The following is a 20,564-nucleotide window of genomic DNA, read 5'->3' on the forward strand; positions in this document are numbered from 1 at the left end:
TCGAATCCCGTCCGCGACGGCTCGTTACGCACCTTTCGTAGCTCAGTGGTAGAGCGGCGCGCTGTGGTCGCGCACACCCCGGTTCGACTCCGGGCGAAGGGACTTCCTCGCTGGTGTAACGGCAGCACGCCCGCCTCTGGAGTGGGTAGTCCGGGTTCGAATCCCAGGTGAGGAGCAGAGTCGCTGAACGATCCCTGCCCCACAGCCGTTGTGGGCACATCACGGCGACACCCACCGTGGCGCCTATGACGAGGTGGGCGGGACGACAGTGGCCCGCAGGAATCGGCGCGCACCCACGCGACGTCAGGTCGGCTCTGACGGTGGGTGGCTTGCCTCCGTAGCTCAGTCGGTAGAGCGCCGTCCTCGTAAGACGGAAGTCGCGCGTTCAAGTCGCGCCGGGGGCTCAAAGGGAACGGCCTCCCGAAGGAGGCCGCTCTGTGACGGGTCACTGCCGTACCGCAAGGATGATTGCGAGCACGACTACCAAGGCGACGAGTTCCACCTTTCCACCTCCTCTCCGGGGAGTCCGGCGCCGACGGAGCCGTAGCTCCCGCCGGCGCCACTCCCCTGATCAATCAGAGGTGGCGTCAGTGCCAAGTATGCCTTAAGTCATCCGCAACGGGACGTAGTTCAGAGGTCAGAGCACCCGCTTTGGGAGCGGGGGGTCGGAGGTTCGAATCCTCCCGTCCCGACTCATCCGGCGACCGGAGCGTCCGGTCACAGGGCTCCGCCGGAGGCAGGAACGAAGGCGACGCCTGCCGGACTTCACCACCATCCGGAGGTCACATGCCACGCGCAGCAATCTCAGTCATCAGCTCCACCCGCGCCGGAGTCGCGCTCACAGCGACGACGGGCGACCCGGTGAACAACCACACGATCCCCAACGACGGTCGTACGGCCGTGATCGTAGAGAACACGGGCAGCACCGTCGCACGCACTGTGACGTTCAGGATCACGCGGAAAGTCGACGGCTTCGCCGTGACGCCGCGGACGGAGTCGGTAGCGGTGGGGGAGCGGCAGCTCTTCGGCCCGTTCGACGTCCAGGAGTACGGCGGACAGCTTCAGGTCGACGTGGACAACGCGGAGCTGAAGCTCACGCCGATCCGGATCTGAGCGACGCCCAACGACACAGCCCCGCCCCGGAGGTGAGATCCCGGGGACGGGGCTGCACGACGTTCAGGACTTCGGCAGTTCCACCACGAACGCCGGCTCTCCGCTCGGGTCGTCGGACCCGTAGTAACCGACGGTGCCGCCCTTGCGGCCGACGTCGAGGATGAGCTTCCCCGTCACGGACTGACCCGGCTTGTACGTCGTGTCGATGTCCTGGCCTTCACCGACGCCTTCGAGTGTGGTCGCGTCCTGAGCGGCCGTCTGCTCGTCCTCCCACTTGAGCATGCCGTACGTCATGACCTCCGCCGGAGCCTTGCCGACGTTCTCCAACTTGAGCGTCAGCTCGACGAACTGACCGTTCTCCGGTTCGGTCTCGTCGACCTGTGCTGGCGTCAGGTACTTCGCGCTGACGACGGTGACTTCCATCTGCGTCGTCACCTTGTAGTTCTCGCCGTACTCATCGGTCTCCCCGAGCCCGAACTTCCCCGTTTCGCCGACGCCCACTACGGGCGCAGGGGCGGACGAGGGCGATGCCGACGGCTCTTCAGTCGGCTCCTCGACGGCGGCTTCCTCTACGACGGCCGACTTCTTCGGAGCGGCCCCCTCGTCTGATCCCCCCGACGAACACCCCGCCAACATAACGGCGGATACGAGTACTGCCGGCACGCAGGCACGGCGAATGTAAGCGCGCATTGCGCATACCCCCATGACTCAGTGGCCTCCCCTGGCCACACGGAGTAGCAAGCGTAAGGCACAAGCGCGGGACGCGGAGGCGATATGGCGTGGCAAGGAAGTACACGCAGAAGCCGCCTTCCGAATGACTGGCCACGCACGAGGCGCCGCATCCTGAGGCGTGACAACCACGAGTGTCAGACCCGGTTCTCAGACGGCCGCATGTGTGGAGCACCTGCTAATCAGGTGGACCACATACAGCCCGGTGATAACCACAGTGACGCCAACCTCCAAGCCCTATGCCAGTGGTGCCATACCCACAAGAGCAGTAGTGAGGGTGGTAAGGCAGCAGCACGCACACGCGTGCGTACAGAGCGACCCAAGCAGACGCACCCAGCACTGGAGGACTAGCCCATGAGCGGTGCCCATGTGGTGCTGGTGGAGGAGGACGATACAGGCGCGGATGGAGTGATCGTCACTCGCGTGTCAGTCAACGGCGTTGATGTTGGTCTTCTCGCTGAAGCACCGAAGATCGTCGTCGGTGCGAAGGACGAGGTCACGAAGGTCACGCTGACGTTGATCCCGAGTCGCCTGGAGATCCGCGGCGAGCACGCCGATGGTGATCGTCGAGAGCCTCGCGCCGGCTTCGCGGCCAAGATCGACTAGCGAGCGACGGCACGTGACCAGGGGGGTGACCCCCTCCGGGAGGATCTCCGAACCGTAAAGGTGCTGGGCCTCTCTGTCTGTACGGGTCTGGGGGATCTGGAGACGTGCGTTCGCCCCCTGATCTGCGGTAGGCCGCGAGATGGCCGCATACGGCTTTCTGGGGGTGTCTGAGTGCCGCGGGACGGTCGAAGTGTAACGCGCTGACTGTCTCCGACGATTGCATTTCCCCTGGTGAGAGCCTTGAAAGTGTAACGGGCCGCATCTAGGATGGACCCATGAAGAGGACTTGCGAGCACTGCGGAGGACCGATGCCGATCACGGCACGGGCCCACGCTAAGACGTGCTCGAACCGGTGCCGGATGGCCCGGTCGCGCGCTCGTGCGCGGAAGACGCTCCCCGACGAGCTGACGACCCGCGACAGGTGGGTCCGACGCGCCGCGGACAAGAGGCCGCTCACCGTCGCCGGCATGGCGGCATCGAGCACCGACTCCCGCACGTGGAGCACATACAAAGACGCCGCCGCTTCGACGGCCGGCGCTGGTCTGGGCTTCGTCCTCTCCGACGTCGACGACATCGTCTGTCTCGACCTGGACCACTGCTTGAATCCGCTCACTGGGCGACTCGCCCCGTGGGCCGCAGCCATCATCCGCGACGCGGGCGCCACCTACGTTGAGGTGTCCCCGTCCGGCGACGGCTTGCACATCTGGGGCCGCGCGGACGTCCGACAGGGACGCCGCATCCGGCGCCCTGACGGTACGGCCGTGGAGATCTACGGCACGGGCCGGTACATCGCAATGACGGGGCGCCGACATGGCGACACCCCGTCAGTGCTTGGGCATCTTGCGGGGGTTGTGCGCCGCCTTACTGGGTGACTTGCTCAGCGATGTTGCGCTAGGAGTGCGGAGTTCCTCACGGAGTTTTCGCACTGCGCGAACTGCCCTGATCGCTTTTCGGCTGAGCGGCGGAATCTGCTCTAGAACCCGCCCAAGCAGGTAAAGCGCGCCGGTAATTGCAGACAGGGCAACGCTGACCCATCCCATTGTCTCCACCGTTGGAGTCCTTCGTCGTCGTGCGTGGGACGACTTCAGCGAGGCGCGTGAAGCCGCCCTCAGGACGACGTTGGCCTGAGTGGGTTTGCTCTACCACTGTAGGAATCACGCTCGGCAGCGTCAACGTCCCTGCGTGTTAACCCGCTTCATGAGAGGAGCGCCGATGGCCGGACGAGGTCCCGCCCCGAAGGACCCAAGCAAGCGCCGTCGGCGCAACGCGAGCGAGCCGGAGACAGTCCTCGTCCCTGACGATGAGCTCCGCGGCCCTGAGCTGCCGGAGGGCGTGCTCGGGGTCGACGAGGACTCCGGACAGATCGTCGAGTGGCACGCCATGACACAGCTCTGGTGGGACTCCTGGCGGAAGTCGCCGATGGCTCAGAACTTCGGTGAGACCGACTGGCTTTTCCTGATCGACACCGCGCTCATGCATCACACGATGTGGGCTAAGGGCCGATGGGAGTTCGCCTCCGAAGTGAGGCTCAGGGCAGCCAAATTCGGCGCCACGCCGGAGGACAGGGCTCGCCTGAAGCTCAAGGTCGACGAGCCCCAGAACCGCCCGCAGGCGCCCGCACAGCGCCCCGACAACGTCAGTGACATCACGAGCCGACGAGCTCGTCTGACTGGATAGGAGACCGGATGCCGCGCGCTCTCGTGCGCGCCCCCGGTCATGACCGCAACCGCTCCCTAGGGTGGCTGTCGGTCGCATGGATGGAACACTTCGTTGTCCACGGCCCTGGCGACGTCCAGGGCGAGCCCGTACGCCACGGCGACGAGTACACGGGCTTCGTCGTCGACTGCTACGCCGTCGACGACGACGCCGGCAGACTCCTCTACGACTCCGCGTTCTTCTCCCGCCCGAAGGGCTGTGACAAGAGCGGACTCGGCGCCCGGCTCGGTCTCTTCGAAGCCTTCGGTCCCGCGCGCTTCGCCGGCTGGGCGGAGGGCGGTGAGGTCTACCGCGACCCGTGGGGACTCGGCTTCGAGTACGTCTACGAGCCCGGTGAGCCGATGGGCCGTCCGGTCAAGGTCCCATACCTCCGCATCATGGCGACGGAGGAGGGGCAGACCGGCAACGTCTTCGACACCATCCACTTCAACCTGACCGATGAGGCGTCGCTTCTGTCACAGATCCCCGGCGTCGATGTCGGGATCACTCGAATCATCCTCCCTGACGGCGGAGAGATCATGCCGTCGACCGCTTCGTCCTCATCGAAGGACGGCGGTAAGGAGACGTGGGTCTGCTTCGACGAAACCCACCTCTACAACACCCCTGAACTGCGGCGCATGTACGCGACCGTGACTCGTAACCTCCGCAAGAGGAAGCGAGGGGCGCAGACGTGGTACCTCGAAACGACCACTATGTTCGCCCCCGGGCAAGATTCCGTCGCTGAGCGAACGTACGAAGAAGCCGAAGCCATCCGGGACGGTCGTAAGAAGCGTGGTCGCTCGCGCCTCATGTACGACCACCGTTGGGGCGAGTGCAAGGATCTGAAGGACGAGGAAGCCCTCCGGTCCGCCCTCCTGGACGCCTACGGCGACGCCATGGAGTGGATGGATCTGGAGTCGCTCGTCGACGACTTCTACGACCTACGCAACGACAGTGCGGACGGCCGACGCTACTTCCTCAACTCCCGTACGGTCGCGTCCAACGCATGGATGGACCCGGACGCGTGGGCACTCTGCCGGCGCGAGGAGGAGATAGCCGAAGGCGACCTCATCACCCTCGGGTTCGACGGCTCGATCCGCGACGACGCGACGGCGCTCACAGCCTGCCGTGTCTCCGACGGTCACCTGATGCTCCTCGGTTGTTGGGAGAAGCCTGAAGGGCCGGAGGGCGAAGGGTGGCAGGTCGACCGCGAGGCGGTTGACGCTGCTGTTGCTCGCGCATTCGACCGATACGAGGTCTGCGGTATGTACGGCGACCCGCCTCACTGGCAGGACTACGTGGACCGCTGGACCGCAGACTTCGGCGAGCAGCTCCAGGTGCGCGCCACGCAGGCCCGTCCCATCGAGTGGTGGACCAACCGGCCGACGCACATGGAAACGGCCCTGGACCGCTTCGTCGAGGCCGTCGACGACAAAGCTCTCTCCCACGCGGAGACGCTGGACCCCGACGAGACGTCGGAGTACCTGCTCCTCGGCGCCACCCTCTCCCGGCACGTCCGCAACGCGCGACGTAAAGAGATGGGCCGCAACCACATGGGCATCGCGAAGGAACACGCGAAGAGCCCGAAGAAGATCGACGCCGCGATGTCCGCGGTCCTGGCCTACGAGTGCCGCGCTGACGCCGTCGCCGCAGGCATCACCAAACGTAAGAAGCGGTCCAACCGCCTAGTTGCCTTCTGAGGGAGGTTCGCGAGTGCCTATCAGTGCTGAGAAGGTCGAATCTCCCGGGTGGTGGCTTCAGCGCCTCGGGCGGAAGCTCCTCGACGAACGAGAGGACCACACCGACTCCGACGGCGAGACGGAGCCGGGGCTCGACACCCTGAAGCGGTACGCGGAGAACAAAGCACCCCTCCCGCGCGTCCCAGGTATCGACCCTGCGGAAGCTCGCGAGTGGATGCGCGATGCGCGAACCAACTGGGCGTCGCTCGTCATTGATTCGCCCGTCGAGCGCATGCACGTCGACGGCTTCCGCTTCGGCGAGCCGGACGACGACAGCGACGACGCGAAGAATGCGGACAAGGAAGCCAACCGTGTTTGGCAGGAGAATAGCCTCGACGCGGACGCGGACCTCGTCCACTACGGAGCGCTCTCGCAGAGGCGAGCCTTCGTCCTAGTCGAGAAGGGTGACGACGGCCGCCCGGTCCTGACCCACGAGACGCCCCGACAGGTGGCCGTGGAGCACGTCCAGGGCAGCCGCCGGAAGCTCGCCGCCGGGTTGAAGCTCTGGCGGGACGACTGGACGGGCCAGACCCGAGCGACGCTCTGGACGCCAGACAAGATCTTCGACTTCATCACGAAGTCCGACGCCCCGGTGTTCTCCGGGCAGTCCGCGATGCTCCACAGTTGGGACGCCTTCGCCCTCCCCAACGCGACGGACGGCGAGCGCCCCAACGACCTGAAGCTCGTCCCCTTCGGAGTCTTCACGAACCGCCGTAACCGTCGTCTCGACGGCTTCGCCGAACACGAAGACGTTCTGACGATCCAGAACCGGATCAACCTCTCGCTGATCATGCTCATCGCCGCCATGAAGTACGGCGCATTCAAGCAGCGATGGGCTGCGGGTCTGGAGGTCGACGAGGACCCCGTCACGGGCGAGAAGATCCAGCCGTACAAGCTCGACATCAAGAGCCTCTGGACGAGCGGCGACCCGGAGACCCGATTCGGAGAATTCGCCGCAACTGACCTGAAACCGTACGTTTCTGCTGTCCAGGCTGCGGTACAGGACCTCGCCGCGATCTCCAGGACCCCACCGCATTATCTGATCGGCGCCGTCGTGAACGTCTCCGGCGACGCCCTGAAGGCTGCGGAGACTGGCCTCGTCAGCAAGGTGCGCGACCGTCAGCGCAACTTCGGCGAGTCCTGGGAGCAGACCATGAGGCTGGCTTTCCGAATCCTGGGCGACGAGCAGCGTGCCACGGCCTACACCGCGGAGACGGTGTGGCGTGACCCGGAGTCCCGCTCCGTCGCCGAACTGGCGGACGCTGCTGTGAAGAAGAGCACCGCGGGTGTTCCGTGGCGTCAGCGCATGGAGGACATGGGCTACACGCCGGCGGAAATCTCGCGCATGGAGATCGACCGTGCGGCCGACGCGATCAACGCTCAGGCTGCCGCGGAAGCCATGGCTCCTCAGCCCACGTCGCTTGCCGACGCCCGTACCGCTCGTGACCAACGACCTGTGATCACGAGGGAGGACGATGGCGCAGACGCTGACGCGGCTTGACCGACAGTACGGTTCGGCCGTCCGAAGCGTCTGGGCTAGCGTGCTCGGGCGCCTAGGCCGCTCCTGGACCGACCTCCGGTCCTGGCGCGACGCAGACGTCCAGCCCTTCCAGGCCAAGACGCTCCCCATCATCCTCGCCGGCGAGCGGCAGATAGCGACGCTGACGGCGTCCTACCTGGAGCAGCTCTATAAGCCGCTCGCCGACAATACGCATCGCGTGGCCGTGAACCTTGACGCCGTGACAGGCAAGTCCCTGCGTGGCGTGAACCCTGCCGACGTCTACGAGCGGCCGTTCAAGGAAGTCTGGACGTCGCTCTCGGAGGGCGCCTCCCTAGACGCTTCCGTCGGCCGCGGAGCTCACCGTCTGGAGACGATCGCAAAGACCGACCTCCAGCTAGCCCGCACGCACACCGTGCGCGAGGTGGCGGCCGACCTTCCCCGCTTCGAGTACACGATTCGCGTCCTTCAGGGCGAGTACGACTGTGCGCTCTGCATGATCGCTGCGACGCAGCGCTACCACAAGCGCGACCTTGCCCCGATCCACCCAGGCTGTGACTGCCTCGTCAAGACGGTCACCGCCGACTACGACCCGGGCCAGGTCGTCGACGAGGACCGGCTAAACGCCGTTCACGACGCAGTGGAGGCGGCTCTCGGCACCTTCGACCGCGGAGGACGAGCGGTCGACTATCGAAAGCTCATCATCGCCAACGATCACGGCGAGATCGGCCCCGTTCTGGGGTTCGCGGGACAGCACTTCACCTCCCGCACAGACATCAACATCCCGACCTGACGCCCGCCATGGGCTGACGACTCCCGACAGGGGATTTCCGCATGCCTCGACGCACTCTCGCGCGCCGTAACGCGCTCCTCACCCTCGCCCATCAGCCCTGGACCCTCTACGAGGACGACCCGGGCGCCGGCGGTGGTGGTGGAGGCGGGAACGGCGGCCCACAACTCAACGAGCACGGGTTCCCGGACAACACCCCCGTCGCCGACATGGCTGCGGAGCATCAGGCCGCGTACTGGAAGCACCACGCGCGCAAGCACGAGCAGCGGGCCAACTCTGCGCCCGACGCTACGGAGCTCCAGCGACTCAAGGACCGTGACGCGGCCCTGAAGAAGCTCGAAGACGAGAAGCTCCCCGCCGACGAGCGCGATCGCCAGGAGCGCCAGACGCTCACGCAGGAGCGCGACACGGCGCAGGGCTCCGTCACGACGCTGACCGACGAGAACGCCCGCCTGAAGGTCGCCCTGAAGAAGGGTCTCAGCCTCGAACAGGCGGAGCGGCTCCGCGGCACCACGCCGGAGGAGCTGGAGGCCGACGCGGACACGCTCCTGAGCCTCTTCGGCGGCTCTGGGGCCGGCTCCAACGACGGCCAGGGCAACAGCGGAGGCGGCTCCACGTCGCACCGTTCCGGCGGCCCCCGTGGCGGCGACGTCGGCAACGCCGGATCAGTCACCGCCGGCGCGGAGCGCTACCGCGCACGCCACGGCAAGCAGCAGTAACCACCCAACAACGGAGGGATCCGTATGGACCTCAGCCTCAAGTCTGAGAGCTTCGTTCAGGACCGTCGGGATTGGCTGGGGTCCGCCCACGGCACCGACGCTCCGATCAGCGTGACGCTCGACGTCAGCAAGTTCACGGCGAACACCCACTACCCCAACGGCTTCATCAAGTCGGGCATTCCGCTCGGCAAGGTCACCGCAACGGGTCTCTACGGCCCGTACGACAACGCGGCTTCTGACGGTCGTGAGGTCTGCGTGGGGTTCCTCTTCACGGCTCAGGACGTCGACGCCCGGCGCGTCGCCTCGACGAAGGTCGTCGGCTCGATGCTCCTGCACTGCTTCATCCGTGAGGCCAAGCTCCCCGTTTCCATCGACGCCGCCGGTAAGACCGATCTCGGCGCCCGCGTCGTCTTCGTCTGAGAGGTAGTCGATGCAGCTCACCACTGAATACGCGACGCCCGCTGAGCTGACGGGCTACGCCCGCGCTGCGCTCCGGGACCGCGAAGAGAACGCGTTCAGCCTGAACCGGTGGCTTCCGAACGACACGATCAACGACCTCACGTACCGGTTCAACCGGGGAGGCGGTGGCCTCGTCGAGGCGGCCGTGTACCGGGCGTACGACGCTGAGTCGGACATCGGTACCCGCTCGGGTGCCGCGCGTGTGAGCGGCGAACTGCCGCCCATCTCGCGAAAGATGCCCGTCGGCGAGTACGAGCAGATCCGCATGCGGAACGTCGACTCGCAGTCCGGCGAACTGCGGGACGCGATGGAGTCCGACTCCGTCAAGCTCGTCAGCGCCATCGCCGCGCGTGTCGAGCTCGCCCGTGGCGACGCGATCTTCAACGGCTCCGTGACGATCAACGAGAACCGGGTGTCGGCGTCCGTCGACTTCGGCCGCAAGGCTGAGCACTCCGTGACGGCCGCGATCGCGTGGAACAACACGGAGACCTCCCTCGCCTACGACTACTTCATGTCGTGGCTGGACGTCTACAACGACACGAATGGCGACCTCCCTGCCGCGACGCTGATGTCCCGCAAGGCGTACAACCTCCTGCGGCGCAACAAGCAGATCAGGGAGCTCGCCTACCGTGGGTCCTCGATGGCTCCGACCGTCCTGACGCGCGACGACCTGAACAACATCCTCGGGGACTTCGACATCCCGCCGGTTCAGATCTACGACGCGAAGGTCTCCGTCGACGGCTCTGCGACCCGCGTGACGCCAGAGGACAAGATCGCTTTCCTCCCCGCGGAGGGTGACGCTCTCGGTAAGACGCTCTGGGGCGTCCCAGTCGAGGCGAACGACCCGCGGTACGGCCTCCAGGGCGACGCTGCCGGCGTGGCCGTCGGTGGCTACAAGAGCGAGGACCCACAGACGCTGTGGACCCGCGCGACGTCCATCGTCCTCCCGGTCGTGGCGGCTCCTGACCTGACCTTCGTCGCCGACGTCCTGTCGTCCTGACTAGAAACGCGAGGCACTCACGCATGGCAACCCTGGCAACGAACGTCCACGTGACGGACGACAAGGGCGTAGCCCACGTGTTCGGCCCCGCGGACGAGGTCCCGACGTGGGCGCAGGAGCGCATCATGAACCCGAAGGCGTGGGCGGAGGCACCGGAGCGCTCCGTAAGTCGACTTACGGAGTCCGCTCCTGCGGCGAAGGCTCCGGCGAAGCGCGCCACGCCACGGCGAAAGGCGGGCGGAAGTGGCACTGTTCGAAGCGACTGAGCTCCGGACGCTCCTGAAGCGACCGCTCACGGACGCGGAGTGCGCGCTCGCCCACCACCTCACTGAGGATGCCTTCTACGGCGAGGTGGGGGAGCGGCTGACCGATCCGCCACAGCGCGGAGTCAAGTCGGTCGCTCTCGCGGTCGCTGCTCGCGTCCTGACGAACCCCGGCGGGCTCCGAAGTGAGCAAGCAGGCGGCATGCTCCAGTCCTACGCCGACTCGGAGACTGGCGTCATGCTCTCTGATGACGAGCGACGCCGGCTCCGTCGGGCCGTCGGCCAGGCGTCCGGCGCCTCGTCGCTGAACATCGCACCGGAGGACGTGGCGCCTCCGGTGACGGTCTGGAGGGCGCTATGAGCCTCTTCGGGCAGATCTTCAACGAGACGATCGAGATAGAGCGCCCGGGGGCGGCAGTCCGCGACTCGACGGGTACCAAGGTCCCCGGACCTCCAGTGCGATTCGAAGTCGAGTACTGCGCAGTCATGCCGCCCTACGGCGTGACCGTCGGCTCGTCGAGCGAGACGCACAACGCAAGTGCAACCGTCGAGACGAGGCGCGTCCTCTTCGCTCCTCTCGGGACCGACGTCCGACCCGCTGACGTCGTCGTCCGCGCGAACGGCGAGCGATGGCAGGTGCAGGGAAGGCCCAACACCCTCCCTGCAACCTCGCTCGCTCACCTCGAAGCCGCCCTGAAGGAGGTGACCGGCTGATGCCGTTCCGGTCGAAGTACCACGGCCGCTACAGCGGTATCGGTGCAATGCTCTCCCGCCCGGGACTACAGGCGAAGTGCGTCTCTGTGGCGGAGCGGGCAAAGGGCATCGCGGAGGGGCGTTCCCCGCGCGAGTCGGGCGAGTACTCGCGGAGCTTCAAGGTAGTTCCGATCATGAAGAACGTCCCCTTCCGCGGGAAGCCTCGGATGCGTGCTGGCGCTCGCCTAATCAACACGTCGGATCACGCGAAGATCGTCGAGTACGGCAACGGTAAGACGCGTCGGTACGCGGTCCTCTCGAAGACGATCGACGACCTGAAGGCGGCGAACCGTGCCTGACATCGAAGCCGTCCTGAACCCGTGGGCAGAGTCGCAGTTCGATGCCACGGCCGGCGCTGAGACGCCCGACGACCTGGAGCAGCAACTCCCCTTCATCCGCATCGAGCGGGGAGGGGGAAACGACGACCGCTTCTCGGAGCACCCCAGGGTGTTCGTCGACGTCTTCGCAGCGTCGGCCGACGAGGCTCGAACGCTGTCGAACTCCATCCGTGACGCCCTGCTGTTTCTCCGCGGACCCGTGAACGGCGCCATCATCCGGGACGTCCGATGCGACTCCGGTCCGTCCCGCCAACCGTGGGCGAATGAGGAGATCCACCGTCGAGGCGCGACCTACACCGTGAGCCTCCGGCCCGCGTAAATCCCTGACACTTCAACCCGCTGCCTGTGGCGTGCGGGTTTTTCGCATGCCCTGGAGGCACTGTGGCTGACACGAGGAATGCCGACCTCACTTTCGGCGCAACCGACTATCTCGTCCACATGGCGGCCGTGAACACCACGGGGCCTGTGGGCTTCGCTGACCCTGCCGTCGCGTGGCAGTGCCTCGGGTGGGTCACGACGGAGGGCGGCCTCTTCAAGCTGGAGGAGGAGTCGAAGGACGTCGAGGCGGCCGGCTCGCTGGAGCCGATCCGGACCCTGATGACGAAGTCGACGAAGTCCGTCCAGGTCACGTTCCTGGAGGGGATCAACCCTCTCGTCCGGGCGCTGTACGACAACGTCCCCGTCACGTCGCTTCAGCCGACGGACGGCGTCGTCAGCTACGACTTCCCCGACAAGCCCAACGACCTCCGATACGCCTTCCTCTTCGACACGATCGACGGTGACAAGAAGATCCGGCTGTTCATGCCGAACGGCAAGGTCACCGAGCGAGGCGACGAGCAGCCGCAGACGGAAGACGTCATGCCGGTTCAGATGACCTTCCGCTTCTACCGTGGCGCGTCGGGCGTGGCGGCTGTGAAGCGCTCCATCGACTACGGCGACATCGACGTCTCGGGCTACTTCCCGGCGCCGTAAGGCCAATGACTAGCGGAGCCCGTATCTGCGCGGGTCCGGGCTCCGCTCCAGCTCCACAGCGACCCGCGCAGACCCCAGAACCACAACCTGAGAGGCAGACCCGCGCATGTCTGAGAACACCGTGACCCCCGCTGAGGCGCAGGAGATCGAGGCCACCGAGGAGTACGTGACGGCCGAGCTCGCCGGCGAGACGCTCCGCGTGAAGACAGTGGACCACTGGAGGCCGTCGTACCTGCGCGCTCTGCGCCTGGGCGACTACGACACGTGGGCGAAGGGTGCACTCCACCCGGAGGACGCGGACCTCTTCATCGAGGCTGACGCGACCTTCAAGGAAATCAACGAGTTCACGGCGAAGGCCATGGAGTCCGCCGGGGAGGCCCCGGGAAAGCCTTCCGCACGCTCGCGATCCTCTCGGAGCACGCGGAAGCGCTAGAAGCTGACATCCCGCGTTACTACCCGGGCGCGAGAGTGCTCGACGTCTACCGCGGGACGCTGTCGATTCGCACGCTGCGGATCTGGATCGAGCACCTTCCGCCGGAGTCGGCGACGAAGACCGCGATTCGCAACAGCATCCCGGCTGAGGAACTGGACCGGCACACCGACGAGGGGCGTCCGGACCTTGCGCCGTGGAGCAGCACGGAGACCCTCCTCGCGGCCGTGAAGGACGAGATCAGACTCCTGCGGATCACGCTGCTCGCCGTCAACGGCAACAAGGCACCCGAGTTCACACCTACTCCACGCCCCGGCATTCCGCCGAAGAGCGCGCAGAAGTCGCGCAGGTCACTTACAGACGATCAGCGCCGCGCGCTTGACCCGCGGATGAGGAACGACCCGAAGGAGGCGTGATGGCAGCGGATTTGGACATCGTCGGTAGTGCAGCGGTGGACGTGGTACCCATTGCACCGCTCTTCCACGAGAAGCTGAAGGCGATTGCCCTCCCTGCCGCGGACCGTGTGGGCGAGGAGGCAGGACGTCGCTTCGGCGACGCCATGTCGCGGCACATCACCGTTGCCATCCCCAACGCCATCAACAACGGTGGCCAGGCTGGACGGACTGCCGCCACACGGCAGGGCAACGCCAACGCCGGCGCCTTCGCCCGGAGCTTCGAGAACAGGCTCCGGGCCGCATTCCAGTCCCTCCCGCGCCCCGACGTCCGGCTGAACGACACAGGATTCAACGCCGACCTTGCCCGCCTCCGGGCTCGCATGGAGACGCTGAGCAACAAGAGGATCGGCGTCGATATCGACGCAGCGACGGCGATTGCGGAGATGACCGCGATCGATGCTCAGCTAGCGCAACTGGGGTCACGCTCCCCGAACATCCAGGTAAGGGCCGACATCGCGACGGCTCGCGCTGAACTCGCGGCGATGCAGCGCCAGATCAACGACATCGACCGCGACGACGTCAACATCAAGGTCCGCGCGAACACGGCGCAGGCGAACGCCGCTCTCTTGCAGCTCGCGGTGTCGCTCGGCATCGTCGCTGCGATCCCGCTCTTCCCCATTGCTGCCGCAGGCATCGGAGCCATCGCGTCGGCCGCCGTTGCTGCGACGGCTGGTGTCGGTGCAGTCGCCCTTGCAGCCATCCCGGCAATCAAGGGCGTCACCACCGTCATTCAGGCGAAGACGGCCGCGGACAAGGAAGCCGCGAGCGCGTCGGACAACTCGGCTGCCGCGAGCGTCCGCGCGGCTCAGGCTGCGATTCAGATGGAGAACGCACAGCAAGCCCTCTCCAACGCTCACCGCAACGCAGCCCGCTCCATCGCTCAGGCGAACCGCCAGGTGGAGGACGCGGAGCGTGCGCTCGGGCAGGCTGCGGCTCGTGCGATGGAGCAGCGGGAGCAAGCTGCCGAACGCGTCGAGGACGCGGAGCGCTCCCTCTCCGACGCGAAGCGCCAGGCGCGCCAGGCCGAAGAGAACCTGACGCAGGCTCGCGAGGATGCAGCTCGAAAGCTCGCTGACCTGAACGACCAACTCGAACGGGGCAAGCTCGACGAGCGCGACGCGACGCTCCGCGTCAAGGAAGCACAGGAAGAGCTCAATCGCGTATCCGCGGAGTACGAGCTTGGACTTGCCAACGAGCTAGACCTCGAACGCGCTCAGTTGGCCTTCGATCGGGCGGCGCAGTCTGCCAAGGATCAGCAGAAGGACTACGCGCAGCTCCAGAAGGACGCCGAAGCCGCGAAGAAGGCGGGCGTCGACGGCAACGAGCAGGTGAAGACGGCCGCTCAGCAGCTCGCCGACGCTCAGCAGAACGTCCGCGAGCAGACGGAAGCCGTCGCTGACGCCAACCGCGCGGCTGCACAGGCGCAGGTCGACGCTGCTCAGCAGGTGGCCGACGCTCAGCGCAACCTTGCCGACGCAGTGACCAACGCTGCTGACACGCAGGTTCAGGCCGCGCAGTCCATCGAGTCCGCGGAACGGGGCGTCGAGTCGGCACGCCTGTCGTCCATCAACACGACCACTCAGGCCACTACGAAGGCTGATGAGTACCGCCAGGCACTCGCAAAGCTGACGCCTGAACAGCGCGCCCTTTACGACGCCATCGCCGGCCCTGGCGGGCTGACGGCCGCGTATAAGGCGTGGTCGAAGGAGCTTCAGCCTGACGTCCTCCCGCTCTTCACGAGGGCAGTGGACGGGGCGAAGAACAGCCTTCCGGGACTCTCGCCACTCGTCCGCAACTCCGCGGACGCAATCGGTGAGCTCATGGACCGCGCGTCGAGGGATTTCAAAAACCCCTTCTGGCAGCGATTCAAAAAGGGCATCGCGGAGAACGCAAAGCCCGCGATCGTCGGGCTCGGGATCTCGTTCGGGAATGTCTTCAAGGGTATGGCGGGCATTGTCGACGCCTTCTTCCCGCACATGGACAGTATCTCGGAGCGGATGCAGCGGATCACCGGTCGGTTCGCCGACTGGGGTACGAAGCTCCGCGGCTCTCCGGCCTTTGAGAAATTCCTCGACTACGTATCCGAACACGGCCCGATCGTGGCTGAGGCTTTCGGCGACATCGGCTCGGGAATCTTCGATCTCGCGAAGGCGCTGGAGCCCTTCTCGACGGTGATCCTCGAACTACTGGGGTACGTAGGCCAAGCTATCAGTTACGTATCAGAACATGCGCCGTGGGCAATTCAGCTGATCTACGGCCTGTGGATTGCTACGAAGCTTTGGACGATTGCGATGGCGGCGAATCCAGTCGGCCTCGTAATCCTGGCGCTCGTCGGCCTGGCCCTTGCCGTTAAGTACGCCTGGGATCACTTCGGATGGTTCCGTGACATCGTCAAGGGAGCTTGGGAGGGCATTCAGTCCGCCGCAATGTGGGCTTGGGAGAACGTGCTGAAGCCGACGTTCTCGGGAATCGTCGACGCCGTCCAATGGGTGGGCGAAAAGCTCGTCTGGCTCTGGCAGAACGTATTCGTCCCTGCCTGGAATTTCATCTCGCTCGCCGCCAGGATTGCCGCCGCGATCTTGATCACCCTGGTGTTTACGCCCATCGTCATCGCGGTTCAACTTCTGGGCGCGTGGCTCGGGTGGCTCTGGAAGACCATCTTCAAGCCGACGCTCGAACTGATCGCTGCTCTCGCCGTATTGGTCTGGCAGAAGTGGCTGAAGCCATTCTTCCAAGGCTTCTGGGACGCGATCAAATGGGTAGGCGACAAGTTCGTCTGGCTTTACAGCAACGCGATAGCTCCGGCGGCTGGGTGGATAGCCGATAAGGCTAAGTGGCTCTGGGATAAGGGCATAAAGCCTGGATTCAAGTTGCTCTGGGAAGGCATCAAATGGGTCGGCGACAAATTTGTCTGGCTCTATGACCACAGTGTCGGGCCGATCTTCGGCTGGATAGCCGACAAGACAGAGTGGCTCTGGGACAAGGGAGTCAGCCCGTCGTTCAAGCTCCTCAGGGCTGGCGTCCAGCTCGTCGCGGACGCCTTCGACGACGCGAAGCGCGCAATCAAGGTCGCCTGGGATCGCGTGAAGGACATCACGAAGGATCCCGTAAACTTCGTAATCAAATGGGTTTACACGAAGGGCATCAAGGCCGTTTGGGATAAGGTCGCCAGCTTTGTCGGACTCGACAAACTCCCTGACGCACCGAAGCTCCTCGAAGCAGGTGGCACGGTCGGAAACGGCTGGGGTCCAGCGGTTCCGATGAAGACGAATCGCCCGACGGCAATCGTCGGCGAGGGAAATCCGCGGTACCCCGAGTACGTCATCCCGACGGACCCGAAGTACAGAGGCCGTGCTCTCGCCCTCCATCAGGCAGCGGGGACACAGCTCCTCGAATCCGGTGGCATCCTCGGCGGCTTCAAGTCCGCGTGGGACTGGACGAAGGACACCGTCTCTGACGTCGTCGGTCAGGGAATCGACTGGGCGAAGGCTGGCGCGGATCTCCTCGTCAACCCGTCGAAGGTCTGGGACAAGCTGACGAAGCCAGTCCTGAACAAGGTCGCCGGCGGTGTCGGAACCTCGCCCATGGGCAAGTCGCTGACGAAGATCCCGACAAAGATGATCGGTGGCCTCCGGGACAAGATCGTCAACGCCGTCAGCTCCATGTTCGCCGGCGGGGGACTGGGGGGCGGCCAGTGGGTCAAGCCCGTCAACGCCGGGTACGGCACGCGCTTTGGCGTGGCCGGCTCGATGTGGGCGTCCGGCCGGCACACGGGCCTCGACTTCCCGGCGCCAACCGGTACCCCGGTGCGCGCGGTGGCAGGCGGAAACGTCAGCGCGACGAACCGAGGCGGCCCATACGGCAACCACGTCATCATCAACCATGGCGGAGGGCTCCAGTCCCTCTATGCGCACCTCTCGCGCATCCGCGTAGCCGTCCCGAAGATCGTCGACCCGGGTGACCGTATCGGCGATGTGGGCGCGACGGGCAACGTCACGGGTCCTCACCTCCACCTGGAGGCGCGGCTCAATGGCCGCACCGTCGACCCCATGCCGTACCTGACGGGCGGAGGTGGTTTCAACGCCAACGCCGTCGGTGCCGCGCAGCAGTACGCGAAGAGCATCCTCGGCAACTACGGCTGGGGACCCGAGCAGTTCGGGCCGCTTAAGAAGCTGTGGGAGGGCGAGTCCAACTGGCGTTGGAACGCTGACAACCCCACGAGCGACGCGTACGGAATTCCGCAGGCGCTTCCCGGCTCGAAGATGGCGTCGGCCGGCTCGGACTGGCGGACGAACGCGAAGACACAGATCCGTTGGGGGCTGGGCTACATCAAGAACCGCCCGGACTACGGATCTCCGGCAGCCGCCTACTCGAAGTGGCTGTCGCGCTCGCCGCACTGGTACGACGACGGCGGCATGATCCCGCCCGGCCTCTCCCTCGTCGCGAACGGGACAGGGAAGCCGGAGCCCGTTTTCACGTCTGGCCAGTGGGCCGACATCCGTGCTTCGAAGGGCGGAGGTGCGTCGACGATTCACGCCGATGTCCGCGTGTTCGTCGGCGACCGCGAGATCACGGACATCGTCCGCACGGAGATCGACACGTACGACTCCGAAGTTGCAACTGACCTCAACAACGGAAGGTGGGTCTGACCATGCCCGAAGAGCCAACTGAAGGCGAAGTTGTCCCGCCAATCGTGGACTACACGCCGGAGGAGGTGGAGCCGGAGCCCGAGCCGGGACCGGCTACGCCGCCCCTGATTGAGGGGCCGACGTACCCAGCTCCCGGGGAGGACGTCGACTAGTGGCTATCGCCGGAAACTTGCTGCCCGCTAACGCGGAGTCCGCCGAGACGGACGGCTCCGCGTGGGTAGCACTCGTCAACTCGACGACTCCGGGACGGGGGAGCGGCGGAACGTTGGGCTCCTTCTGCCTCAGTTTCCGGTCAGTGGCTACCGGTGACGTACAGGTCGGCCTGGCAGCACGAGTGACGGTCACGCCCGGTGTTGAGCACTGGGCGTGCTCGTCCATCTTCCCGCCAGCCACCGGAGTTCAGTCCCGAATTGAGATCCGTTGGTACACCTCCGGCGGATCGCTCATCAGCACGTCACAGGGTCCGCTCACTACGGCGCCGGCTGCCGCGTGGCATCAGGTCGGCGCCATAGGCACGGCTCCTGCGAACGCTGCGACGGCGGATGTCGTAGTTCGTGTGACGGCGACAGCCACGAATCAGGTGTGGTTCGCCGACCGGATCTTTCTGGGGCTCACGTCGACGTCCAGGGTTGCCGTCAATCTTCTCCCGTTCAACGCGGAGACGGTGGAGGTCGACGCTTCCGGTTGGTTCGCCGCTACAAACTGCACCCTCGCGCTCTCCGCCTCCGCCTACACGTGGTACCAATCGCTACTCGTCACGTCCGTTGCGGCGGGCGACGTTATGGCTCGCTCCGCTCTGTCGCAGGCTCCGGCCGTAACGCCTGGAGTTGAGTACGTCGCAACGGCCAGAGTCGCACCAGGTACCGCAGGACTGACGCAGAAGATCCAGATCTATTGGCGTGACGCCGGCGGGACGGAGATCGGCTCCTCCTCGGCGACGTGGACTCCGGGAACGGGGCAGTGGACGCAGATAGCCGTGGTCGCAACCGCTCCGGCAGGCGCTGCGGTTGCCCGTGTTGCGATGTCTCCCACGGCCACGGCTGCCGGACAGCAATGGATCTACGACCGAATCGTCTTCGCCCCGGCGAGCGCGCTCATGGTTGCGGGCAATGTCCTGCCCTACAACACGTCGGACATGGAGCAGGACGTGTCCGGGTGGACGGTCATGGGTGCGACGAAGGCGCAGACCACGGAGCAGGTTCTCGGCGGCGCCTACGCGATGAAGCTGACAGCTTCCGGCGGCGACATGGTGGCAACGATCACCGTCCCTGTCACTGGGATCCAAGAGGGGCTCGGCTACCAATTCGCTCCGTGCGTACACAAGAGCGTGAATCGCGTCTACCAAACGCGGATCGAGTGGCTCAACTCCGCAGGTGACGCGGTCCGAACGCGTTGGCAGTCGTGGGCTGGAAACCCAGGATCATGGGCCGTGGCTCGCATGGGTGACCTTGCCCCCGTCGGTGCTGTGTCTGCCCGTCTGAGCCTGATCATCCCCGACACCACTGCCGGTGAAATCTGGTATGTGGACCGTGTCGAGTGGCTCCAGGGAGGCTTGACCGCGCAGGCTGTTCCGGCAGGAGGGGGCGGTGTCGCAATCACCCTCCGGGGGCTGACGACGGGCGGACCCACCTACAAGTGGTCGCTCATGCGTGTTATCGCCGGTCAGACGCCCCAGCCCGTACGTGGTTGGACCGGCGACCTGACGTCGCAGATGGTCACAGGGGACATCGCCGTTGCGACGGACTACGAGGCACCCCTAGGCGTCCCGGTCCGATGGCGCGTGGCGCTCGCAGACCCGGGCGGCACGACGAGAATCAGCTACCTCACCGACCCGTTGACGCTCGAAGCGTCGACCACGGAGGTATGGCTGAAGGACCCCGGACTCCCACAGCGTTCGGTCAAGCTAACCGTTGCGACGCCAATGCCGACGTGGAATCGCTCAGCACGGCAGGGCGTCAGCCAAGTCCGCGGCAGGAAGCTCCCCGTCGTCATTAGCGACGTCCGCGGAGGGCGGACGGGAGACCTGACGATCGTCACGGAGACCACGGAGGACCGGCAGGCCCTTGACTGGGTCCTCGACGCAGGAAGCGTGCTCCTCCTCCAGTGGCCTCCCGGGTGGGGCGAAGAGGACATGTACGTGTCCGTTGGCGATATCTCCGTGGCCCCCATCGTCGAGTACGCGGAGTTCCACGACCGAACGTGGGTCCTCCCGCTGACGGAGGTCGACCGGCCAATAGGCGGCGTCACTGGAAGCGCTGACCGCACATGGCAGACCGTGAAGGACTCCGGCGACACGTGGGCCGACGCCCTGGCCGGCGCCACCACGTGGCTCGACGTCTACACCGGAACGTGAGGC

The 20,564-nt window shown here is 65.8% G+C and carries 21 protein-coding genes and 4 tRNA genes; 24 read left to right on the forward strand and 1 reads right to left on the reverse strand.

From position 1 onward, the window contains the following. The first annotated feature begins 31 nt into the window (after positions 1-31). The 5 genes from ACZ7L5_RS00760 (at position 32) to ACZ7L5_RS00780 (ending at position 1,113) form a co-directional block, all read left to right on the forward strand. Positions 32-102, forward strand: a tRNA-His gene (locus ACZ7L5_RS00760). A gap of 2 nt (positions 103-104) precedes the next feature. Continuing rightward, positions 105-175, forward strand: a tRNA-Gln gene (locus ACZ7L5_RS00765). Positions 176-331: 156 nt separating this feature from the next. Beyond that, positions 332-404 (forward strand) — tRNA-Thr (locus tag ACZ7L5_RS00770). A gap of 215 nt (positions 405-619) precedes the next feature. Then, a tRNA-Pro gene (locus ACZ7L5_RS00775) sits at positions 620-692 on the forward strand. 94 nt (positions 693-786) lie between these two features. Beyond that, positions 787-1,113, forward strand: a complete 327-nt coding sequence (locus ACZ7L5_RS00780; protein ID WP_471513202.1) for a hypothetical protein — start codon at positions 787-789, stop codon at positions 1,111-1,113. Positions 1,114-1,176: 63 nt separating this feature from the next. On the opposite strand, the gene ACZ7L5_RS00785 is transcribed toward ACZ7L5_RS00780, so the two are convergent. Further along, positions 1,177-1,614 carry a DUF4352 domain-containing protein gene (locus tag ACZ7L5_RS00785; RefSeq protein ID WP_471513203.1) on the reverse strand — a complete coding sequence of 146 codons (438 nt, stop codon included), beginning with the start codon at positions 1,612-1,614 and terminating at the stop codon, positions 1,177-1,179. Positions 1,615-2,004: 390 nt separating this feature from the next. On the opposite strand from ACZ7L5_RS00785, the gene ACZ7L5_RS00790 reads away from it, so the two are divergent. From ACZ7L5_RS00790 to ACZ7L5_RS00880, 19 genes are all read left to right on the forward strand, one after another. Next, positions 2,005-2,193 (forward strand): HNH endonuclease, encoded by a 189-nt coding sequence (locus tag ACZ7L5_RS00790; RefSeq protein ID WP_471513205.1) that lies wholly within the window; start codon positions 2,005-2,007, stop codon positions 2,191-2,193. 3 nt (positions 2,194-2,196) lie between these two features. Further along, the gene (locus tag ACZ7L5_RS00795) at positions 2,197-2,448 is read left to right on the forward strand and encodes a hypothetical protein (protein ID WP_471513206.1); all 252 of its coding nucleotides are present in this window, start codon (positions 2,197-2,199) and stop codon (positions 2,446-2,448) included. Positions 2,449-2,756: 308 nt separating this feature from the next. Beyond that, positions 2,757-3,320, forward strand: coding sequence for a DNA primase (locus ACZ7L5_RS00800; RefSeq protein WP_471513208.1), 564 nt, complete (start codon positions 2,757-2,759; stop codon positions 3,318-3,320). A 340-nt stretch (positions 3,321-3,660) separates the two neighbouring features. Then, a complete protein-coding gene (locus ACZ7L5_RS00805) occupies positions 3,661-4,125 on the forward strand; it encodes a phage terminase small subunit (RefSeq protein WP_471513210.1) in 465 nt (154 codons plus the stop codon). Between the two features lie 80 nt (positions 4,126-4,205). Beyond that, positions 4,206-5,843, forward strand: a complete 1,638-nt coding sequence (locus ACZ7L5_RS00810; protein WP_471513212.1) for a terminase — start codon at positions 4,206-4,208, stop codon at positions 5,841-5,843. A gap of 13 nt (positions 5,844-5,856) precedes the next feature. Beyond that, on the forward strand, positions 5,857-7,383 hold the full coding sequence (locus ACZ7L5_RS00815; RefSeq protein WP_471513214.1) for a phage portal protein: 1,527 nt from the start codon (positions 5,857-5,859) through the stop codon (positions 7,381-7,383). Then, the gene (locus tag ACZ7L5_RS00820) at positions 7,358-8,173 is read left to right on the forward strand and encodes a hypothetical protein (protein WP_471513216.1); all 816 of its coding nucleotides are present in this window, start codon (positions 7,358-7,360) and stop codon (positions 8,171-8,173) included. The genes ACZ7L5_RS00815 and ACZ7L5_RS00820 overlap by 26 nt, the downstream gene beginning before the upstream one ends. A gap of 41 nt (positions 8,174-8,214) precedes the next feature. Next, positions 8,215-8,889, forward strand: a complete 675-nt coding sequence (locus ACZ7L5_RS00825; RefSeq protein ID WP_471513217.1) for a hypothetical protein — start codon at positions 8,215-8,217, stop codon at positions 8,887-8,889. A 24-nt stretch (positions 8,890-8,913) separates the two neighbouring features. Next, positions 8,914-9,309, forward strand: coding sequence for a head decoration protein (locus ACZ7L5_RS00830; RefSeq protein WP_471513219.1), 396 nt, complete (start codon positions 8,914-8,916; stop codon positions 9,307-9,309). A 10-nt stretch (positions 9,310-9,319) separates the two neighbouring features. Further along, positions 9,320-10,348 (forward strand): major capsid protein, encoded by a 1,029-nt coding sequence (locus tag ACZ7L5_RS00835; RefSeq protein ID WP_471513221.1) that lies wholly within the window; start codon positions 9,320-9,322, stop codon positions 10,346-10,348. Positions 10,349-10,591: 243 nt separating this feature from the next. Then, a complete protein-coding gene (locus ACZ7L5_RS00840; protein WP_471513222.1) occupies positions 10,592-10,972 on the forward strand; it encodes a hypothetical protein in 381 nt (126 codons plus the stop codon). Then, positions 10,969-11,325, forward strand: a complete 357-nt coding sequence (locus ACZ7L5_RS00845; RefSeq protein WP_471513224.1) for a hypothetical protein — start codon at positions 10,969-10,971, stop codon at positions 11,323-11,325. The genes ACZ7L5_RS00840 and ACZ7L5_RS00845 overlap by 4 nt, the downstream gene beginning before the upstream one ends. Continuing rightward, the gene (locus tag ACZ7L5_RS00850) at positions 11,325-11,663 is read left to right on the forward strand and encodes a hypothetical protein (protein WP_471513226.1); all 339 of its coding nucleotides are present in this window, start codon (positions 11,325-11,327) and stop codon (positions 11,661-11,663) included. The genes ACZ7L5_RS00845 and ACZ7L5_RS00850 overlap by 1 nt, the downstream gene beginning before the upstream one ends. Then, positions 11,656-12,021: a hypothetical protein gene (locus tag ACZ7L5_RS00855; protein WP_471513228.1), complete on the forward strand. Its 366-nt coding sequence runs from the start codon at positions 11,656-11,658 to the stop codon at positions 12,019-12,021. Before ACZ7L5_RS00850 ends, ACZ7L5_RS00855 begins: the two co-directional genes overlap by 8 nt. 62 nt (positions 12,022-12,083) lie before the next feature. Beyond that, the gene (locus tag ACZ7L5_RS00860) at positions 12,084-12,674 is read left to right on the forward strand and encodes a phage tail tube protein (RefSeq protein ID WP_471513230.1); all 591 of its coding nucleotides are present in this window, start codon (positions 12,084-12,086) and stop codon (positions 12,672-12,674) included. Between the two features lie 106 nt (positions 12,675-12,780). Beyond that, entirely contained in the window at positions 12,781-13,107 is a 327-nt protein-coding gene (locus ACZ7L5_RS00865; RefSeq protein ID WP_471513232.1) for a hypothetical protein, read from the forward strand. A 35-nt stretch (positions 13,108-13,142) separates the two neighbouring features. Next, on the forward strand, positions 13,143-13,520 hold the full coding sequence (locus ACZ7L5_RS00870; protein WP_471513234.1) for a hypothetical protein: 378 nt from the start codon (positions 13,143-13,145) through the stop codon (positions 13,518-13,520). Then, a complete protein-coding gene (locus ACZ7L5_RS00875; RefSeq protein WP_471513236.1) occupies positions 13,520-18,208 on the forward strand; it encodes an aggregation-promoting factor C-terminal-like domain-containing protein in 4,689 nt (1,562 codons plus the stop codon). The genes ACZ7L5_RS00870 and ACZ7L5_RS00875 overlap by 1 nt, the downstream gene beginning before the upstream one ends. Before the next feature lie 556 nt (positions 18,209-18,764). Next, positions 18,765-20,561, forward strand: a complete 1,797-nt coding sequence (locus ACZ7L5_RS00880) for a hypothetical protein (protein WP_471513237.1) — start codon at positions 18,765-18,767, stop codon at positions 20,559-20,561. Positions 20,562-20,564: the final 3 nt, after the last annotated feature.

The organism is Streptomyces sp. NPDC107528 (assembly GCF_055639295.1).